Raw genomic sequence first — 18,959 nt, 5'->3', positions numbered from 1 at the left:
ACGGTTTTTAAAGACCGGTCGGTGTAATGGGGTGGACAGTCAGTGCTTATTCCGCCGTAACTGTCGTGAATTTTTGTGTTCAAGGTAAAAAAGAAAAGTTAAAATGTTAATGTTAAAGAAGTCATTTTTCCTGAAAATATCATTGGTCTACAAATACATGTTGTTTGTTGTTTAATATATGTTATTTATATAAATAATTTTTAACGAAAATTTAATAATAATAGCTTCGGTTCACCAACTAATGTCCATTTTTCATTGTGAAATGTACACGAATTTTTTCTGGTAATCTTCGGGATTATTGTTAAAAAAGCAGTGCAATCGTGGGATTTTCCAATAGAATGTTCTTTGTCAAATCAAAAAAACAAAACAAATGAAGAGATTTTTAGTAATGAGCCTGTGCCTGCTGTTCGTATCGGCCTATGGATACGGACAGGAAAGAATGGTTACCGGGACAGTGACATCCAACATGGATAAAGCACCACTGCCGGGGGTTAATATTCTGATCGTTGGGGGATCTGTGGGAGCAGTCACCGATTTTGACGGAAACTATTCCATACAAGTCTCCGAAGGACAGCAATTGCAGTTTTCTTATATAGGCTTTGTTACCCGAACGGTTACCGTGGGGACAGAGTCTGTGATAAATATAGAACTGGAAGAAGATACGTCCCGGCTCGATGAAGTTGTGGTTACCGCCCTGGGTATTTCCCGGGAAAAAAAGGCATTGACTTATGCCGCCCAGGAAGTTAAGGGCGATGAGCTGACCAAAGTAAAACAGACCAACCCTATCAACAGCCTGTCCGGTAAATCTGCCGGGGTTACCATAACGAGGAGTTCTTCCGGTTTAGGTGGTGCGGCCAAGGTAGTATTGAGGGGAAACTCATCAACTTCGAATAACGATCCTTTATATGTTATTGACGGTGTCCCTATGCTCAATAGCGGTAATGGTTCTAACGGAGAGGAACCGGGTACCGATATTTACGGCGGTCAAACGGGAAACAGGGATGGTGGTGACGCCATGTCCATGATCAACCCTGATGATATTGAAAGCATGACCGTACTCAAGGGAGCCTCCGCCTCTGCCCTATATGGTAGCCAGGGGGCGAACGGGGTTATTCTGATCACTACGAAAAAAGGAAAGGAAGGAGCCCTGGCCGTGAACTTCAATACGAGCTTTACCGTAGATAATGTTATGTCCCTGCCCAAACTGCAATCCGAATACCAGTCTCCTTCTGCCGGGCAACCGATAGGAGAGAACGGCCGTGTTTCAAATCCCAAATCCTGGGGGGCAAAAGCCGATGGCCTGAGTAACGACCCCAAAGATTTTTTTAAGACCGGGTATACTTCCATCAATTCCCTGTCATTAACTGCGGGCAATAAGAAAGCGCAAACATATTTCTCTTATGCGACCACTGTTGCAGGAGGTGTTATTCCGGAAAACCGTTTGACGAGAAATAATTTAACCTTACGGGAAACAGCAAAATTCCTGGACGACAAAATAGACGTTTCCGCAAGTGTTAACCTGTCGGACCAACGCATATGGAACCGTCCCACAAACGGCTTGTATTCCAATCCTTTAACAGGTGTATACCTGCACCCCGTAGGAATAGACCGGAATATTTACAAGAATAAGTTCGAGTATTTCAATCCGGAGATCAATATGATGGACCAGTATGCGTCTTCTTTTGATGAGAATATTCAACAAAACCCGTATTGGCTGATCCACCGCAATCCGAGCAAGGATATTGCACAACGTGTACTTGCCAACGTATCAGTTAAATATCAGGTCACTGATGCTTTCTCCATAAAGTCCAGGGGAAGTTTCGACAAGTCTTTTTTCACTTTCGATAAGAGGATATATGCCGGATCGGACCTGGCGCTTTCGGCAGAAAACGGAAGATATATTTTCGAGAAAACGGAAAACACACAACAATATGTAGACTTTATTGCCAGTTTTTCCAAAGATGTTTCTGAAGATTTTTCCTTAACTGCCCTGTTGGGTACGAGCTTAACCAAGTATAAAATCGGGGACCGGATTTTTATAGATTCCGGCCGGGATGGTATCGGTTTGAACTTTCCTAATGTGTTTACCCTGGCTAACATTGCCACCACCAATAATATGAAACAAACTGTGGAGAACAGGGAAGTACAATCGGTATTCGGGTCTGCAAACCTCGCTTACAAACGGATGCTGTACCTGGATGTGACGGGCCGGACAGACTGGTCGTCCACACTGGCCATGACAAACAGCTATTCTTTCTTTTATCCATCGGTGGGCTTAACGGGTGTTTTGTCTGAAATGTTTACCATGCCCGAAGCAATTACTTTTGCTAAAGTAAGGGCCTCCTATGCCGAAGTGGGAAAGGATATTCCTCCTTATGCAACGATCCCCCTGAACAGTATATCGGATACCGGGCCTAATGTCGGTTCTCCGGTATTTGCCCCGATCGAAGGAGAGACCTTAAAACCGGAAAGACAGAAATCTTTCGAACTGGGTACGGAGTGGCGTTTCTTCCAGGGTCGTTTAGGTTTAGACTTTACGTATTACGATACCCGAACAACAGACCAGATATTCTTTATCCAGGCCGAACCGAACCCGAGCGGGTACTCTCAGAATATTGTAAATGCCGGGGAGATCTCCAATAAAGGTTTTGAGATTGTGTTGAATGGTAAGCCCATTGCCAATGATAAAGTGACCTGGAATACAGCCCTGAACTTTGCACGGAACGATAATGAAGTGATCTCGGTACACCCTTCCCTGCAAAACGGCGAGGCCATTATTACTGAACGCGGTGTAAACGGTTATGAATACGCACTGATCGAAGGAGAAGATTTCGGTAGTATAAAAGCCCGTTCCCTGATCAGGGATGAAAATGGTATGCCTGTGATCAGCCCCTCAGGTACATTGCTGTTTACCGATTTTGAAACCGTAGCCCATGCACAACCCGATTTTACTTTAGGATGGAATAACTCTCTGGAGATCGGTGATTTTACAGTAAATCTTTTAATAGACGGTAAGTTCGGAGGGGATGTATTGAGTGTTACGGAAGCAATAAATGATTTTTACGGGGTTTCCCGGGCAAGTGCCAAAGCCAGAAATACCAATGGCGGAATGATAAATGTGGTGAATGAGAACGGCGAGGCTTCCCAGATCACCGCCCAGGAATATTATACGGCAATAGGGGGAAGGGCCGGTATGCTGGGAGAATATGTTTACGATGCCACCAATATAAGCCTGCGCGAACTTTCCATAGGCTATGGCCTTACATTAAAGGATAGTTTTATACAAAAGATCAACTTCTCCCTGATAGCCAATAATCTTTTCTTTATCTACAAAGATGCGCCTTTCGATCCTAACGTGGCCGCAAGTACAGGCCTGGGATTACAGGGCGTGGATATTTATAACCAGCCTTCTACAAGAAGTATAGGATTAAACTTAAACGTAAATTTCTGAGAAGATGAAAAATACAATAACATATATACTTGTTTCCGTCTTAGCGATCGGTTTAACCAATTGCACCGGAGATTTTGAAGATAAGAATACAGATCCTCACGGGATTTCCGATGAAAGTTTAAAACAAAAATTCAACAATATCGGGACTAAATTTGCCCCCATGTTTTCCAATGTCATCCGTGCGGAACCTGCACCGAACTTCCAGTTACAACATAACCTGAATGCCGATGTTTTTTCCGGATACATGGCATCACCGACCCCTTTTGCCGGAAATATAAATAACCAGACCTATAGCCTGGTGAGCGGCTGGAACCAGTTTATCTGGTCCGATGCCTATGATGTGGATGACGGAGGCGGAGTTATGCCATATGCCAGGGGGGTCCATGAGCAGGTGGAACTGTCGGAGGGAAAAAATATAATCATGTACACTTATTTGTCCGATATTATAAAGGTCATGGCCATGCACCGCATTTCTGACGTATTCGGCCCCATACGGTATACGAAGTTTGACGATTACGGGACTACGGGCGAATACGATTCCCAGGAAGTGGCATATAAAGCCTTTTTTGCCGATCTGGAAAAGGCCATAGACAGTTTAAAGGAATTTGAAGGAGAACCTCAGTTTGAAGCATTCGACCAGTCTTTCTTCAGGGGAGATGTTGCCAAGTGGAGGACCTTTGCCAATACTTTGAGGTTACGCCTTGCCATAAGGGTTTCCAAAGTTGATCCCGCTCTGGCAAAAACGGAAGGCGAAAAATCCCTTTCCAGTGATGCGGGCCTGCTCGAAAATGAAGACATGCTTATCGATATGCAGGGGTTTGTACATCCGTTATGGACCATAAGTAATGATTGGGGAGATATCCGAATGTCGGCAGAAATGGAGTCTGTTTTAAAAGGGTTTAACGACGGGCGTGTGGAAAAATATTTTAAACCCGCCATAGGAGGAGGCATTGAAGGGATGTATAAAGGTGTCCGGATGGGCGTGGATATCGAAGCAAAATCGCAGTACCTGGAACACTCCAGTTTGGGAGAATATTTAAAGAACCAGGCATTCAAAGTCTGGATGACATCTGCGGAAGTATATTTTTTAAAGGCAGAAGCTGCCCTGCGGGGCTGGGACGGTGCCGGAGATGCAAAGGAAAATTATGAAAATGGGGTAAGGGCTTCTTTCGCACAGCACGGTGTTGCCGGGGTCGATGAATATTTGGCGGATGCAACCAGTACGCCGGCCGATTTTGTAGATGCCATTAATCCCGAAAATAATTACGAATATCCGGGAGATGTAACCATCGCCTATAATTCCGGGGGCTCCAAAGAAGAACAGCTGGAGCAGATCATTACCCAAAAGTGGATCGCCATGTACCCCGATGGGCAGGAAGCGTGGAGCGAATTCAGGCGTACGGGATATCCACGGGTGTTTCCGGTAGTAATAAATAACAGTGGAGGAACTATCGATACCGAGGTACAGATACGCCGTATAAATTTTGTAGACAGTGAAAAGAATACCAATAATGCCAATGTTGAAAAAGCCATAAATTACCTGTCCGGACCAGACACCGGGGGTACCAGGCTCTGGTGGGATACCGGCGGACCGAATTTTTAGACTGCCCTGAGAGACACAGTAAAAGTTGTCCACTCATTTTTGTTTTTTGTTAAAGCGGGGATGCTTCTTGCATTCCCGCTTTTTCTTTAACATTACCATAACAACCGGTGTTGTTTTAATCCGTTATTTTTATATTCTCTAAAATAACTGTATTTGAACATGTGGAACTGGATCATCTTTGTTGTGCTCTACAGCCTTTTGGGATTTTATGCTTTTCAGGCAGTCAGGGTCCTTACCAAAAGCCCTGTTGTCCTGTATGCCTACCTGCTTTTTTCCCTGGCCATCGTAGCCAATTTTATATATCATTTCGGTATTATGCGTGCGGAAAGAGGGGTGAGCGGTGCCGCCAGCTATGCCCTGGCATACCTGTTTATTCTTATTCTTTTTCAGCTTATCGTGGTTGTTTTCCTGTTTGGGGAAGACGTGGTGCGCCTCGGTATCGGTGCATTTCATAAAATAAATGGCTCCGCTGCAAAGTCGGGCATCCCTTCCCGGAGGAAATTTTTAAGTATCCTTGCCCTGGGAGTGGCTGCAATACCCTTTACGAGCCTGCTATATGGGATGTTTAAAGGAAAGTACGATTTCAGGGTATTGAAATATACCCTGGAGTTCGACGACCTCCCCGAGGCCTTCAACGGGTATAAGATCACACAAATATCTGACATTCACAGTGGTAGTTTCGATAATAAGGAGAAGGTAGATTATGCCATAGATCTGATAAATCAACAGGAGGGCGACGTACTCCTTTTTACCGGGGATATTGTCAACAATAAGGCCGATGAACTGCTTCCCTGGATAGAGAGTTTTTCCCGCCTGGAAGCCAGGGATGGCAAGTATTCCGTGCTGGGTAATCACGATTATGGCGATTATGCTGACTGGGACAGCGAGGAAGACAAGACAGCTAATCTCGAACGGCTGAAGGAGATACAGCACGAACTGGGCTTTGACCTGTTGCTTAACGAAAGCAGGCATCTCGAAAAAGGAAGGGATAAGATTGCCCTTGTCGGTGTAGAGAACTGGGGAGCAGGCGGATTTAAAAAGGCCGGAGACCTGGACGCAGCCATTGAGCATGTAGACAAAGATGCTTTTAAGATACTGATGAGCCACGATCCCTCTCATTGGGAAAAAGAGGTGATAGACCATCCGTATCATTATCACCTTACATTGAGCGGGCATACACATGGTATGCAGTTTGGCGTCGAGATTCCGGGAATAGTGAAGTGGAGTCCTATAAAATGGCGCTATAAATACTGGGCAGGTATTTACAGGGAAAAGGACCAGTATATCAATGTAAACCGGGGGCTCGGTTTTATAGGTTATCCCGGGAGAGTAGGTATCTGGCCGGAGATCACCGTGATAGAACTAAAAAAGAGCGGAAAAACGGCATAATTCGCAGAAAATACTACATTTGTAATACTAATTCCTTGTTAAAATGTCAAAATTCGGTGAATTAATAGATCTCAGTATTCCAGTACTCCTGGACTTTTATACAGACTGGAATGAAGCGTCGACAGCCATGCACCCCGTACTGAGGGATGTGGCCGCTGCCATGGGCGATAAGGCCAAAGTGATAAAGATAGATGTGGACAAAAACCAGGAGTTAGCCAATGCCCTGCGGGTAAAAGGGCTGCCAACCCTTATGATCTATAAAGGAGGGGAAATGGTATGGCGCCAGAGCGGGGAACTGGATGCCAATACCCTTATCGGCCTGTTGCAGGAATATGTATAAAAACGGTCCTGTCCGGCGTCGAAACACCGAACAGGAATTTTTTTGCTATGGAGTAACTTCTTCTTTCTCTACTTCCGGATTCGGAAGTTCTTTGTATCCCATTTGGTATAGCGTAAAACCGAAGATATCTGCAGTTTGTTCAATGGTCTTGCTGATCGGAGTCCCTGCTCCGTGCCCGGCATCGGTCTCTATTCGTATAAGAACCGGGTTGTTTCCTGTTTGTTTTTCCTGTAAAGTGGCTGCAAATTTAAAGCTGTGCGCCGGCACTACCCGGTCGTCGTGGTCTGCGGTAGAGATGAGTGTGGCGGGATATTCCGTGTTCTCCTTTACATTGTGCAGGGGAGAGTAGCCCAGGAGGTATTTAAACATCCCTTCACTGTCTTCGGATGTGCCGTAATCGTAGGCCCATCCCGCACCGGCAGTAAATTTATGATAGCGTAGCATGTCCAGTACCCCTACGGCAGGAAGGGCTACCTGCATAAGGTCCGGACGCTGTGTCATCGTGGCCCCGACGAGCAGCCCGCCGTTGGAACCTCCTCTTATGGCCAGGTATTCGGACGAAGTATATTTATTGTCGATCAGGTATTCAGCGGCTGCGATAAAATCGTCAAATACATTTTGTTTTTGCAGCTTGGTGCCGGCGATATGCCACTTTTTACCGTATTCCCCGCCACCGCGCAGGTTAGGAACTGCGTAGATGCCACCCTGTTCGAGCCAGATGGCATTGGTGGTGCTGAAAGAAGGCTGCAAACTGATGTTAAACCCGCCATAGCCATACAAGATGGTAGGGTTCTTTCCGTTGAGTTCCGTTCCCTTTTTATAAGTGATGATCATGGGAACCCGTGTGCCGTCCTTGGAATTGTAAAAGACTTGCTCGGATATATAGTCGTCCGGGTTAAAATCGATGTCGGGTTTCCAGTATAATTTAGAATCACCGCTGTCTACATCATAGGAGTATATATGAGCCGGGGTGTTGTAATTGGTAAAGGAGTAATACAGTGTTTTTTGTTCTTCCTTACCGCCGAACCCGGAGGCTGTGCCTATGCCGGGGAGTTCTATTTCACGTATTTTATTACCTTCATAATCGTATTGATATACCTTAGAGACGGCATCGATCATATATTTGGTAAAGAGGAACCCTCCGCCTGTGGAAATACTGAGAACATTTTCGGTTTCCGGGATGAGGTCTTTCCAGTTCTCCGGAGTAGGATCGGAAGCATCTGTGGTAACCACTTTCTGGTTGGGCGCATCCAGATTGGTAGCAATATAGAGCGTAGAACCTTTGTTGTCCAGGATATAGGAATCGCTGTCTTCATGGTTTACGACCGGGATTAGCCCAGATTCCGGGGCTTGCAGGTCCTGTATAAAGAGTTTGCTTCCGGAAGTGGAGTTTGCAGCACTGATCACGAGGTAGCGTTCGTCTTCCGTAACGCCCCCACCTACGTAGCGGTGTTTTTGTTCCGGGGTTCCGCCAAAGATCAGGAGGTCTTCGTTTTGCGGAGTTCCGAGTTTGTGGTAATACAATTTGTGCTGGTCTGTTTTGGCCGAGAGTTCACTGCCTTCGGGTTTGTCATAGCTGGAATAGTAGAAGCCTTCCCTGCCTTTCCAGGATACCCCGCTAAACTTAATGTCTGTGAGGGTGTCTTCTATGATCTCTTTGGAGGCCGCATCCATGACAATGACCTTTCGCCAGTCGCTTCCGCCTTCAGATATGGAATAAGCGGCCAGGCTTCCGTCCCTGGTAAAATGCACTCCGCCGAGAGAGATGGTCCCGTCTTCGGAAAAAGTGTTCGGGTCCAGGAAGATCTCTTCCTCTCCTTCGTCGTTCTTCCGGTATAAAACAGATTGGTCCTGCAGTCCGTCATTCTTAAAATAATAGGTATAATCGCCTTCTTTAAAGGGGGAAGACAGTTTTTCGTAATTCCACAGGTTTTCCAGGCGCTTCTTGAGCTGTTGCCGGAAGGGTATCTGTTCCAGGTAGTCAAAAGTCACTTTATTTTCTGCCTTTACCCATTGGGTGGTTTCTTCCGACCGGTCGTCTTCCAGCCATCTGTAAGGGTCTTTGATCTCGGTGTTGAAATATACGTCCGTAGTATCGGTCTTTTTGATCTCGGGATATGTTATGGCCATATCTTTTTTGTTTGTTTTATCGCAAGAACACCATATTAGGGGCATTGCAATGGTAAGTATGGTTATTTTTTTCATCTTGATTGCGGATTAGGATGAATTACGAATTTCAAAAATAATATAAAATGAACGCCGGAGTGGCATTTCTTTTGTTAATATGTTAGAGCTTGTTTAAACTGGTTTGATTGAAGCGAAAAATGATGATTTTAGTTCCATATGAAGGCTTTTTTGAGCCGCATAACCACGGTTGCTGAGCGAAGCCGAAGTATAGCTATGGGGCGAGGAAAAAACAAATATGGGGCTAAAAGGGCATTTTTTTAGCCAATTGAAATCAGTTTAAACAGGCTCTTGGGATAAACCCTATGATGAAGTTTTCAAAATGCGTATTATTGTATAAAATTTTTTCCAGACGTGAGCCGCCCCCAACCAACCCTTTTTACTGTTTTTCTGTTGCTGAGTTTTTACACGACAATGGGACAGGAAGGCCTGCGCGATACTTTGTTTGGCAAGAATTACGATGAGCTGAACGAACTTTTCTATACCTATCTTCCGGAAGATACACTAACGGCGAGGAATATTGCCGATGCTTACCTCACCAAGGCACGTGCGGAAAAAGATACGATACGCATGGCACAGGGTTTTCGTTACTATGCGGCCGAATTCGGGCCGGGGACGGGGCTGATGTATTCAGATTCTGTTATTGACCTGACAAAGAATATATATGATAAAGAATACCCGGCACGTGGGTATATATTAAAAGGATACTGGTCTTATTATTCCGATAAATATGTAAAGGCTACTGAAAACTACCTTATAGCCAATAAATATGCCGTAGCTCGGAACAATGTTTCACAGCAGCTCCTGATACGGCCTATAATGGCAGCTTTGAAGCATGTGGCGGGAAAGCACAGGGAAGCACTGGCCATTGAAAAAGCGCATCTGTATGCCCTGGAGAACGATCCGGAATACAAAGAGCTATACAGCAATATCCCCAACCGTGAAGATGGATATGCAGAAGATCATATAATAGCTATATATAACCTGTGCCAGTCTTACTTGCAGGTCCGGGAGGTGGATTCTTCTAAAATATATATTCGCAGGGGTATCGGGGAAAGCCTGGAGCATGGAGATACCCTTCAATATTACAGGTTTGTATCTACGGGAGGAGTAGCCGAATATTACGCCGGGAATTACAGGTCGGCCATAGACAGTTTTACCAGGGCCATACCGCATTTAGAAAATAAGTATACCTATACCATGGCCCAGTTCTACAAGGGCAGGTCTTACGAGGTTCTGGGGAAGGACAGGAATGCCTTGTCGGCACTGAAAAAGGCAGATTCCCTGGTAGAGAAACTGGACTACCGGTTTCCGGAATTGCGCCCGGCCTATGAATATATGATAAACTACTATGAAGCAGGCCAGAAAAGGGACAGCCAGCTGATTTATATCAATAAATTGTTGAAACTGGACGAAGAGCTCCTGAAAAACAAATCCATTGACGGTGAGATCGCCCGGAAATACGACAGGCCTTATCTGTTGAGCCAAAAGGAGAAACTGATAAGCCATCTGGAAGAAAAGAACAATAAAAACCGGATATATAAACTGCTTATGGTGATTATGGCAGCCCTGTTTGGCCTGTTCCTGGTTTATTACTATCAACGGCAGCGGATGTATAAAAAACGTTACCGGGAGTTGTTGAAGGAGAATCCTGCAAAAATGCCGGATCGTTCGCGAACAGGTGAAGGTGCGATGTCAGATTCGGGGGTTCCTGCAGAAACGTTCCGGAGCATTGAAGAAGGACTGGTGCGGTTCGAAGAGGAAAAACGGTTTGCCAATCCGGATGTTACCTTGCATAGCCTGGCCAAGGAGTTGCAGACCAATTCCACTTACCTTTCGAAGGTCATCAACACCACCCGGGAAATGAATTTCAGCAAATACCTGCACGGTCTCCGGATAAACCATATCATACAACGACTAAAGCAGGAAGAACGATTGCGGTCTTACAGCATTCGCGGAATTGCGCAGGAAGCCGGTTATAATACGGCTCAGTCCTTTGCCAGTTCATTTTTCCGGCATACCGGTATCAACCCCTCCTATTTTGTGAAGAAACTCAAAGAGGAGAAGTTTGCCGGAGAACAGACGGTCTGAACATGAATACCAAACAACCCCTTGAATATGAGATATTTTTACATGTTGCTGCTTTGTATCCTGTTTTTAAGCGTAAATACGATGATGGGACAGGAGCGGACAAAGGATACCCTGTCCGGCAAGACCTATAAAGAGCTGAATACCCTGTTCTATGAATGGCTTCCCAAAGATACACTGACGGCAAAGAAGATCGCGGACATATATATAGAAAAAGGCCGTGCGGAAAAGGATTCGGTGCGTATGGCCAAAGGGCATTATTACTATGCTTCGGCATTTGGCCCGGAGATGGGACTGCAATATGCAGATACGATCATTGCACTGACCAAAAATTCTAAAGATAAAACGCATCCTGCGGTCGGATACCTGTTAAAAGGGTACTGGTATTTTCATTTGGCCAATTACAGACAAGCCACGAATCATTATCTGACCGGATATGAATATGCCGTGGAACGGAATAACATTAAACAATTGATGGGCATACGTCCCGCAATTGGTGCATTAAAAGGAAAAACCGGGGATTATCAGGGAGCATTGAAGATCAATAAGGAGCATTTGACGGCCCTGGAAAACGATCGGGAATACAAAAGGATTTATTGTGATGATACGATGCGCGAAGATCGGTATATATCACATCACCTGAATGCGATGTTTAACTTGTCTTTGAGTTATATCGATGTGGGGGAAATAGACTCTGCCAAAATTTATGCCCGTAAAGGCATAGATGAGAGTCTGAAGCACGATGATACGATGAGGTATTACTGGGGAGTGTCTGTTGGAGGTAAGGCCGAATATTACGATGGCAATTACCAGGCCGCCCTGGACAGTATACATAAAGCCCTACCGCATCTTACCAAAGAGCGCAATGTGGTCCTGGCCAAATATTATATGGGGAAGTCGTATGAAAAGTCAGGGCAAAAAGAAAAAGCGCTCTCTACATTTTTGGAGGTTGACACGGCGGCCGAAGCATTAAACTACAAATTCAGAGAGCTGAGGCAGGTTTATGAATATATGATAGATTATCACAGCCGGAAGCAGGAAAAGGAAGACCAACTGTTTTATGTAGATAAACTGTTGAAACTCGATAAAGAGCTCATGGAAAACCGGGCTATGGATGGCGAGATCACGCGAAATTACGACACACCACACCTGTTGCGTCAAAAGGAGAAATTGATCAGTGCACTGGAGCAAAAAGACTGGAAAAACAGGGCTTATAAACTGGTTCTTCTGGTGGCCACGGTATTGATGGGGGTGCTGCTGGTGTATTATTATCAGAAGCAGCGTATATATAAATTGCGGTACAGGAAACTGATGTATGGAAATCATTCAGAAATAGGAGATAGTTCGCGTGTCAGTATAGCCGTTATAAAAGACTCCGGAGTGCCCGAAGAAATATTCCGGGATATCGAAAAAGCACTGCTACAATTTGAAAACACCAAACGATTTACCAACCCTGAGATCACCCTGCATAGCCTGGCCAAGGAACTCAACACCAATTCTACCTACCTGTCCCGGGTGATCAATACCTCCAGGAAAATGAATTTCAGCAAATACCTGCAAAGCCTTCGGGTAGATCATATCATATACCGCCTTAAAAATGAAGAACGCCTGTATTCTTACAGTATAAGCGGTATTGCCGAAGAAGCCGGCTATAATACCGCACAATCTTTTGCCAGTTCGTTTTACCGGCATACCGGGATCTATCCTTCTTATTTTGTAAAGAATCTTAAAGAAGAAAAGCTCGCGAAAGATCGGACGGTCTGAATGTAATACTGCTGCCGTTTGCCGTACTTTTATGAAGAAACCGGTGTTTATTCTCCCTGTTTTATCAGGCCATTAAAAAAAGAAAGGGAAAATACATCTGTATAAATAAGTGATTTCTCCTTATTTTTTATTTCTAATCTGTAAAATATGTATGTTTTCCGGTTTTTGCTCCCTTTGCTTTATACCCTTCCGTTTTAACATAATGTTCGTTTTTATTTAGTTGATTTACAGTTTTTTATTTAATTTTTGATGTAGTAAAAATATGGAAATTACTACCCTTGATTTATAAATGTAGAGTACAACTTGTTGTATAGGTATTAAGGGTGCTATACTTTTACACCACGATCTGAAAAAAACAGGTGTCTTTACCTGAGGCCCGGAAGCGGATACTGACTGAGAGATATGTATGGAAATACTGACTGCCGTTTTTGGGAAATAGTGATTTTGTAAAAAAATTTATTAGGTTTTAGGGGGCCTTAAAGGAGTGGCGTTTCGGCTTGCAATTATAAGTCGGCGCCCCCTTTTTGGATTATCTTTTCTACTTCTTATTCGAATACACGGAACATTCATCTTAAAAACAAAGAACAATGCTTTTGGTTGTAGTAGCGGAATTCATCGTATATATTTTAACGGAGGCATTGTTACTGGCATAAAAAAAGCCGCCGTAAAGGCAGCTTTTTTACTTTTAGTCCTCTTACCGGTTATTCGACATTAACAGGGAATGTTGCTGTTGCATCGGTTTCTCCGCCTGCATCGCTTATACCGTTATTCGGTTTTTTGGGTTCGTGGATCAGGGTCACCTTAAAAGTCCCTTCTCCAGGCTCGGTCGTGGTTAGTAAAAACTTGATCCCTACGTAGTTGTCGCTTCCGTTACCCAGGTAGTCGTTTTCGGTATCGTCATACTCGGGAGTATTCAGGTTTCCGGTAACGGCGAAGAAAAACTGGTGCTCATCAGCTTCCTCTTTAACTTCTTCGGTAATGTCTTCGGCCGGGTCTTCGGTTTCATTTTCGAGTTGTACGGTGCCGGCATAAGTGGTATTGGCCTTAAGGCTGCCGGAAACTTTAACATTGGGTTCGGCGGGGCCGTCCTGCCCGTCTTCATCGAAAATCTCCAGTACTACATCATTTGCATTATCTGCAATCAGGGTTACCGTCATCGTAGTGATCAGTTCTTCCTCGTTGATCACCTCTGGATTGTCATCGTCACTGGAGCAGGAGGCCAACAACACGGAGCCTGTGATAAACAGCGCTAATAATTTGATGGTTTTCATTGTATAAATGGTTTTAGAGTTAATAATTTATTTTTATCTGTAACTTAAAGTTTCTGCCCAGGTCGTCCGCAAAGAACCGGAGCCTGTTCAGGTAATCCCTGTAATTGGTGTTCAGAATATTGTCTACGGTAAGCCCTACGGTGATCTCGGAATGTTTTATAAAGTGAAAACCGGCCGAGGCATCAAAACCCAGCAGGTGATATGCAGAGGGCGGGGTGCTTATATCGAGTTCCCGGTCTACATATTCCCCGTTTTCGGGCAGGCGGACGGGGAAATTGTTATTCGGAAATTCATTCTGCCGGAAGAAATAGTCGCTCCGGAGAGTTAGCCTTAAATTCTTCCATTCGGGTTTGGAAAAGGTGATCCGGTTGGAGGTGTTGGCCGGGGGGATGTCTATCAAAGGCCTGTTGCGCGTAATGTCTTTGCCGTATACATAAGAAAATTTGTGTGTAAAGGTCCAGTGATCCAGAAACCGGTAGCTGGCATCCAGGTCTATGCCGAGCAATCTCGCATTTACCTGTTTGTATTCCCATACAGGGAATGCCCCCCGTATGGTCTGTTCAGACCCGGTAGGCTCCAGCAGGATAAAATTGTGGACAAAATTGGCATAGGGAGCTACGGTAAACTGAAATTCCCCTGTGTTCCTGGCATAAGAGGCCGAAAACTTGTGTGAGGTTTCCTGGTCCATTCTCAAATCTCCCAGCTCTATGGCTGCGGCAGAATGGTGCAGGCCGTCACTGAACAATTCGGAGGGGTTCGGTGCCCTGCCGGCCAGGGCGTAGTTGAACAGGACTTCTCCATAGGTGTCCATATTGTATTTGATCCCGGCAGTAGCAGAGATGTTGTGGAAATCGAAAACGGGATTGGTCAGCAATTGATTGCCTTCTTCACCGATAATAATATCCTGAAAATCCCGGTCGTAGCCCTTTTGCTCCCAACGGGTGTTAAAGTAGAATTTTTTAGCGTCCATCCGGGTAAAGTCATACCTGGCACCGGCGTCTAAGGTCAGGGCGTCCGTGAGGTGATAGGAACCGGCCCCGTATATCCCGAAAGTATAACGGTCGTAATCGGGGATCAGCCTTCTTACCCTGGTCCGGGGATCGGGAAAGTTGGTCTGGTACTGGAATGTTGCCCCTGTATTTATCTTGTAATCGGAACGGGAATCAAACTGAAAATCGGAAGACAGGGTATGAGTGGTCAGTTCCATATCCATGGCGGGAATTCCTTTGAGGTCTCCCTTGCGGATATCGTATTCCAGGCGGTTGTTTTGTTGAAAATCGTATTGCAGGCTCAGTTTTCCCAGGTTTTGAAAACGCTTGAAGAACCTCACTTTAGCGAGATGGTGGGTAATGTCCTGTTTCGGGGCGTTAATGTCGTAGGAAAAAGGTTCTATGACTGAAGGCTGCCTGCTGTTGATGGCGTGGAACATATCTTCGACACTGCCTATATGAGAAGCTCTTAGTATTCCGATCTCATTCCGGTAAAAGCTGTAATACACATCAAAACCGTATGTAAACTTGTTCAGCCCGAAAGAGGCGCTGAAGGCCTGTTGGGAATACCCGGTATTGGTGAGGGAATAGTCCGGGGCTTTACCATCGCCAAAGCGTTTTAGTGTACCCTGTGCGGACCAGTACCACCCGCTTTTATAACTTTTGGTAAGTGAGGACACCAAAGCCCCTCCGCGGCCGTTGGTGGCCCCGGAGAGCAGGGTTTTTCCGTAGATAGTGTCTTTTACGGGGATCTTTTCCGGATCGGCTATGATCACCCCGCCTATGGCATCTCCACCGTATTGCAATGCTGCTGCGCCTTTTACCACGGTGAGGCTCCCGGCGGCGTTCAGGTCGAGATTAGGGGCGTGCTCTATGCCCCACTCCTGGTCCTGAAGTCTTACACCGTTGTTCATGGTAATGATCCGGCTGCTGTGCAATCCCTGGATTACGGGTTTTACGATGGCACTTCCCGTATTCAGGGAAGAGACCCCGCTTATTTCCTTTAAGGCATCGCCCAGGGAAGCACTGCTGAACTTTTCAATGACATCGGTGTGCAGTATTTGTTCTGTTGCGGAATTGGTAACAGGATGGTCCCTGCTGCCTTCCACAACGACTTCCTTGAGTTCTTCGAGGTGGTGTTCCAGGGTGATGGGTTGTGTAGTGGTTCCCGAAATCTCGACGGACATGATACGGGTGTTGCAGGATTCATGAGATATTTCCACTTCATAACGGCCGGGACATATACCGTTTATAACAAAACTGCCATCGATATCGGAAGCGGTTGCCTTATCGGTTCCGATGAGCTGTATCAGGGCATTCATAAGAGGTTTGCCGTCGTGAAAGTCGGTGACTTCTCCTTTGAACACCGCCGTACAGTTTTGTGATGTGGCAGTTGTTATGCTTCCCAAAAGGGAGATGAACAGGAATAGGGGGAATGCTGGTTTCATGCGTTCTAACGATTTTGATTAGGAGGGGAGTGTAGTATTACTCCCTGCAGGATGGTCTTATAGCCTCTTTTTGCCTTTTCGAACGGAAAGGGGCGTTGTGCGATAAACAAACGGATCAGGAAAATATTCCGGATAAATTATAAGGATCAAATACGTGAAACACTGCAAAACAGGTGCTTGTTCGCAGTGTATACGATGATCCGGTTTGGGAGGCTGTTATGCGTTATACGGGGGTGCCCTGAGTGCCAGGGACTTATCGCGAAAAGTGGTGGAGGCCGGAGTATAGAAGTTAATGTATACTACGGGTTCAATGGTTTCCACCGGGGTGAAATGGAGGATCCCGGGAGTGTGGAATACCGAGAATTTAAAATCACATACGGGACATTTGGAGGCCGATGTGGTGACCATACTTTGCTTTTCCGATGGCAGCGGGATGTTGTCCGTAGCGTGATCTATAATGTGAAAGGCCTGGAACAGTATGGAAAATAATACTGCAAAAATAAGGGAAAAGCCAATATGTACCCTAAATGCCTTCATGCGGAGCAAAAGTATAAAAAACAAAATACAATAAACGGAATGTTTAACAAATTATTGGGAAGATGGTGTTAATAGTCCCCCTCTGCCTTCGGCATCTCCCCCTAAGGCAGAGGGGGACCGTCCCGGAAAACATCAGTTTTCAAGCCGGGACGTGTTAGCCTGCCAGTTGATTGGCCGCAAGGTATTCGGCTATTTGTACCGTATTGGTAGCCGCTCCTTTTCTCAGGTTATCGGCGACAATCCAGAGGTTGAGGCTGTTGGGTTGGGAATGGTCGCGGCGTATCCGGCCTACGAAAACGTCATCTTTGCCCTGGGCATAGATGGGCATAGGATAGGTGTTGGTGTCTGTATTGTCCTGAACGGTAACCCCGGGGGTTTCGTTCAGGAGTTTCCGGATATCGTTTACGTCAAAATCATTTTCAAACTGCAGGTTCACCGATTCGCTGTGGCCGCCTACAACAGGTATGCGAATGGCTGTGGAGGTTACTGCAATAGTATTATCGTCCAGTATTTTCTGGGTTTCCCTCACAAGTTTCATTTCTTCCTTGGTGTAGCCGTTCTCCTCGAAAACATCGCAGTGTGGCAATGCATTTCTGTGTATAGGATAGGGATATGCCATTTCTCCCTGTTGGCCTGCATATTCGTTTTCCAATTGGCGTACGGCTTTGACCCCGGTGCCTGTAATGGACTGATATGTGGAAACCACGACCCTGTTTATGGTATATTTTTTATGTAACGGGGCTAGGGCCATCACCATCTGTATGGTAGAGCAGTTGGGATTGGCAATGATCTTGTCTTCCCGGGTGATCTGGCTGGCATTGATCTCAGGGACTACCAGTTTTTTGTCGGGGTCCATACGCCATGCCGAGGAATTGTCGATAACCGTAGTGCCCGCCGCTGCAAATTTGGGTGCCCATTCCAGGGAAATGGCGCCTCCCGCAGAGAACAGGGCAATCGCCGGTTTTGCCGCTACGGCATCGGCCAGGCCGATAACCTTGTGAGGCTTGCCTTGAAAAATTACCTCTTTCCCTACGGACCTCTCCGAAGCAACGGGTAATAATTCTGTTACGGGAAAACGGCGCTCCGCAAGCACCTGCAACATAACTTCGCCAACCATTCCGGTGGCTCCTACAACTGCAACTTTCATTTGTCTGTATTAGCTATATAATTGTTAAACAACTTTGAGTTAGCAAAAGTAGGTATAAAAAGCATAGGGACAAGTGCAAAAAGAAAAGAATTATATTTTTGAAACAAAATGTTTTATTTGTAACAAACGTCTCGGCTACCACATTGATAACAAAACACCGGAAGTTTCGGGACTTATGATCGAGGAATTATTTCAATGTTGGATTTAGGAGCACGAAAGCATCCTGGCTGTTAAAAAAAGACCCTCCGCAGGGAGGGTTTGGTTAGAATATGTAGTGATGCGGTCTATTTTTTCAGTAAATCCCTGATCTCTGCAAGCAGTTCCTCCTGGGTTGGGCCGGCAGGTGCTGCGGGTGCGGGTTCTTCCTTTTTCTTGCTTTTTTCATAGGCTTTCAGTATCATAAAGATACAGAAACCGATGATAATAAAATCGATAATAAACTGTATAAAGTTACCGTAATTGATCGAAACCGCTGCCGTGGTAATTTCTCCTGACGCATCGGTAACAGCATCCTTGAGTACATACTTCAGTTCGGAAAAATCCACATCTCCCAGAAGCAGGCCTATGGGAGGCATTAAAATGTCATTGGTAAATGAGGAAACGATTTTTCCAAAAGCACCGGCCACGATAACGGCCGTAGCCAGGTTGACGATATCGCCCTTTAGCAGGAACGATTTAAAATCCTTAAAGAAACCCATATCTTTTTAAGAAAAAATGTATATAAAAAATTAAATAGATCGATAACATG

The 18,959-nt window shown here is 45.4% G+C and carries 12 protein-coding genes; 6 read left to right on the top strand and 6 right to left on the bottom strand.

All coding sequences use genetic code 11. The annotated features are described in order from the left end of the window. The first annotated feature begins 370 nt into the window (after window positions 1–370). The 4 genes from KN811_RS10735 (at window position 371) to KN811_RS10720 (ending at window position 6,783) form a co-directional block, all read left to right on the top strand. Window positions 371–3,451: a SusC/RagA family TonB-linked outer membrane protein gene (locus tag KN811_RS10735; protein ID WP_187966015.1), complete on the top strand. Its 3,081-nt coding sequence runs from the start codon at window positions 371–373 to the stop codon at window positions 3,449–3,451. Window positions 3,452–3,455: 4 nt separating this feature from the next. After that, window positions 3,456–5,054: a RagB/SusD family nutrient uptake outer membrane protein gene (locus KN811_RS10730; protein WP_187966016.1), complete on the top strand. Its 1,599-nt coding sequence runs from the start codon at window positions 3,456–3,458 to the stop codon at window positions 5,052–5,054. Window positions 5,055–5,213: 159 nt separating this feature from the next. After that, window positions 5,214–6,443, top strand: a complete 1,230-nt coding sequence (locus KN811_RS10725; protein WP_187966017.1) for a metallophosphoesterase — start codon at window positions 5,214–5,216, stop codon at window positions 6,441–6,443. A gap of 43 nt (window positions 6,444–6,486) precedes the next feature. After that, window positions 6,487–6,783 carry a thioredoxin family protein gene (locus tag KN811_RS10720; RefSeq protein WP_187966018.1) on the top strand — a complete coding sequence of 99 codons (297 nt, stop codon included), beginning with the start codon at window positions 6,487–6,489 and terminating at the stop codon, window positions 6,781–6,783. 45 nt (window positions 6,784–6,828) lie between these two features. Here KN811_RS10720 and KN811_RS10715 read toward each other — a convergent pair whose 3' ends face one another. Next, window positions 6,829–8,988, bottom strand: coding sequence for a prolyl oligopeptidase family serine peptidase (locus KN811_RS10715; protein ID WP_187966019.1), 2,160 nt, complete (start codon window positions 8,986–8,988; stop codon window positions 6,829–6,831). A gap of 333 nt (window positions 8,989–9,321) precedes the next feature. Between KN811_RS10715 and KN811_RS22010 the strand changes: the two genes are divergently transcribed. Together KN811_RS22010 and KN811_RS10705 are read left to right on the top strand one after the other, a co-directional pair. Further along, on the top strand, window positions 9,322–11,058 hold the full coding sequence (locus KN811_RS22010) for a helix-turn-helix domain-containing protein (RefSeq protein WP_187966020.1): 1,737 nt from the start codon (window positions 9,322–9,324) through the stop codon (window positions 11,056–11,058). 27 nt (window positions 11,059–11,085) lie between these two features. Next, window positions 11,086–12,819 carry a helix-turn-helix domain-containing protein gene (locus tag KN811_RS10705; protein ID WP_187966021.1) on the top strand — a complete coding sequence of 578 codons (1,734 nt, stop codon included), beginning with the start codon at window positions 11,086–11,088 and terminating at the stop codon, window positions 12,817–12,819. A gap of 701 nt (window positions 12,820–13,520) precedes the next feature. Here the strand turns inward: KN811_RS10705 and KN811_RS10700 are convergent. The 5 genes from KN811_RS10700 to mscL all read right to left on the bottom strand — a co-directional run bounded on the left by KN811_RS10700 (window position 13,521) and on the right by mscL (window position 18,909). Continuing rightward, complete coding sequence (locus KN811_RS10700; protein WP_187966022.1) at window positions 13,521–14,090, bottom strand: type 1 periplasmic binding fold superfamily protein; 570 nt, start codon at window positions 14,088–14,090, stop codon at window positions 13,521–13,523. A 19-nt stretch (window positions 14,091–14,109) separates the two neighbouring features. Continuing rightward, the gene (locus KN811_RS10695; protein ID WP_187966023.1) at window positions 14,110–16,527 is read right to left on the bottom strand and encodes a TonB-dependent receptor; all 2,418 of its coding nucleotides are present in this window, start codon (window positions 16,525–16,527) and stop codon (window positions 14,110–14,112) included. Between the two features lie 216 nt (window positions 16,528–16,743). Further along, the gene (locus tag KN811_RS10690) at window positions 16,744–17,064 is read right to left on the bottom strand and encodes a hypothetical protein (protein WP_187966024.1); all 321 of its coding nucleotides are present in this window, start codon (window positions 17,062–17,064) and stop codon (window positions 16,744–16,746) included. Between the two features lie 154 nt (window positions 17,065–17,218). Further along, window positions 17,219–18,211: an aspartate-semialdehyde dehydrogenase gene (locus KN811_RS10685; protein WP_187966025.1), complete on the bottom strand. Its 993-nt coding sequence runs from the start codon at window positions 18,209–18,211 to the stop codon at window positions 17,219–17,221. Between the two features lie 284 nt (window positions 18,212–18,495). Then, entirely contained in the window at window positions 18,496–18,909 is a 414-nt protein-coding gene (gene mscL, locus KN811_RS10680; RefSeq protein WP_187966026.1) for a large-conductance mechanosensitive channel protein MscL, read from the bottom strand. Window positions 18,910–18,959 lie beyond the last annotated feature (50 nt).

It is taken from the genome of Sinomicrobium weinanense, from assembly GCF_018863395.1.
Lineage (GTDB): Bacteria > Bacteroidota > Bacteroidia > Flavobacteriales > Flavobacteriaceae > Sinomicrobium > Sinomicrobium weinanense.
This window is presented reverse-complemented; position numbering and strand designations above follow the sequence as displayed.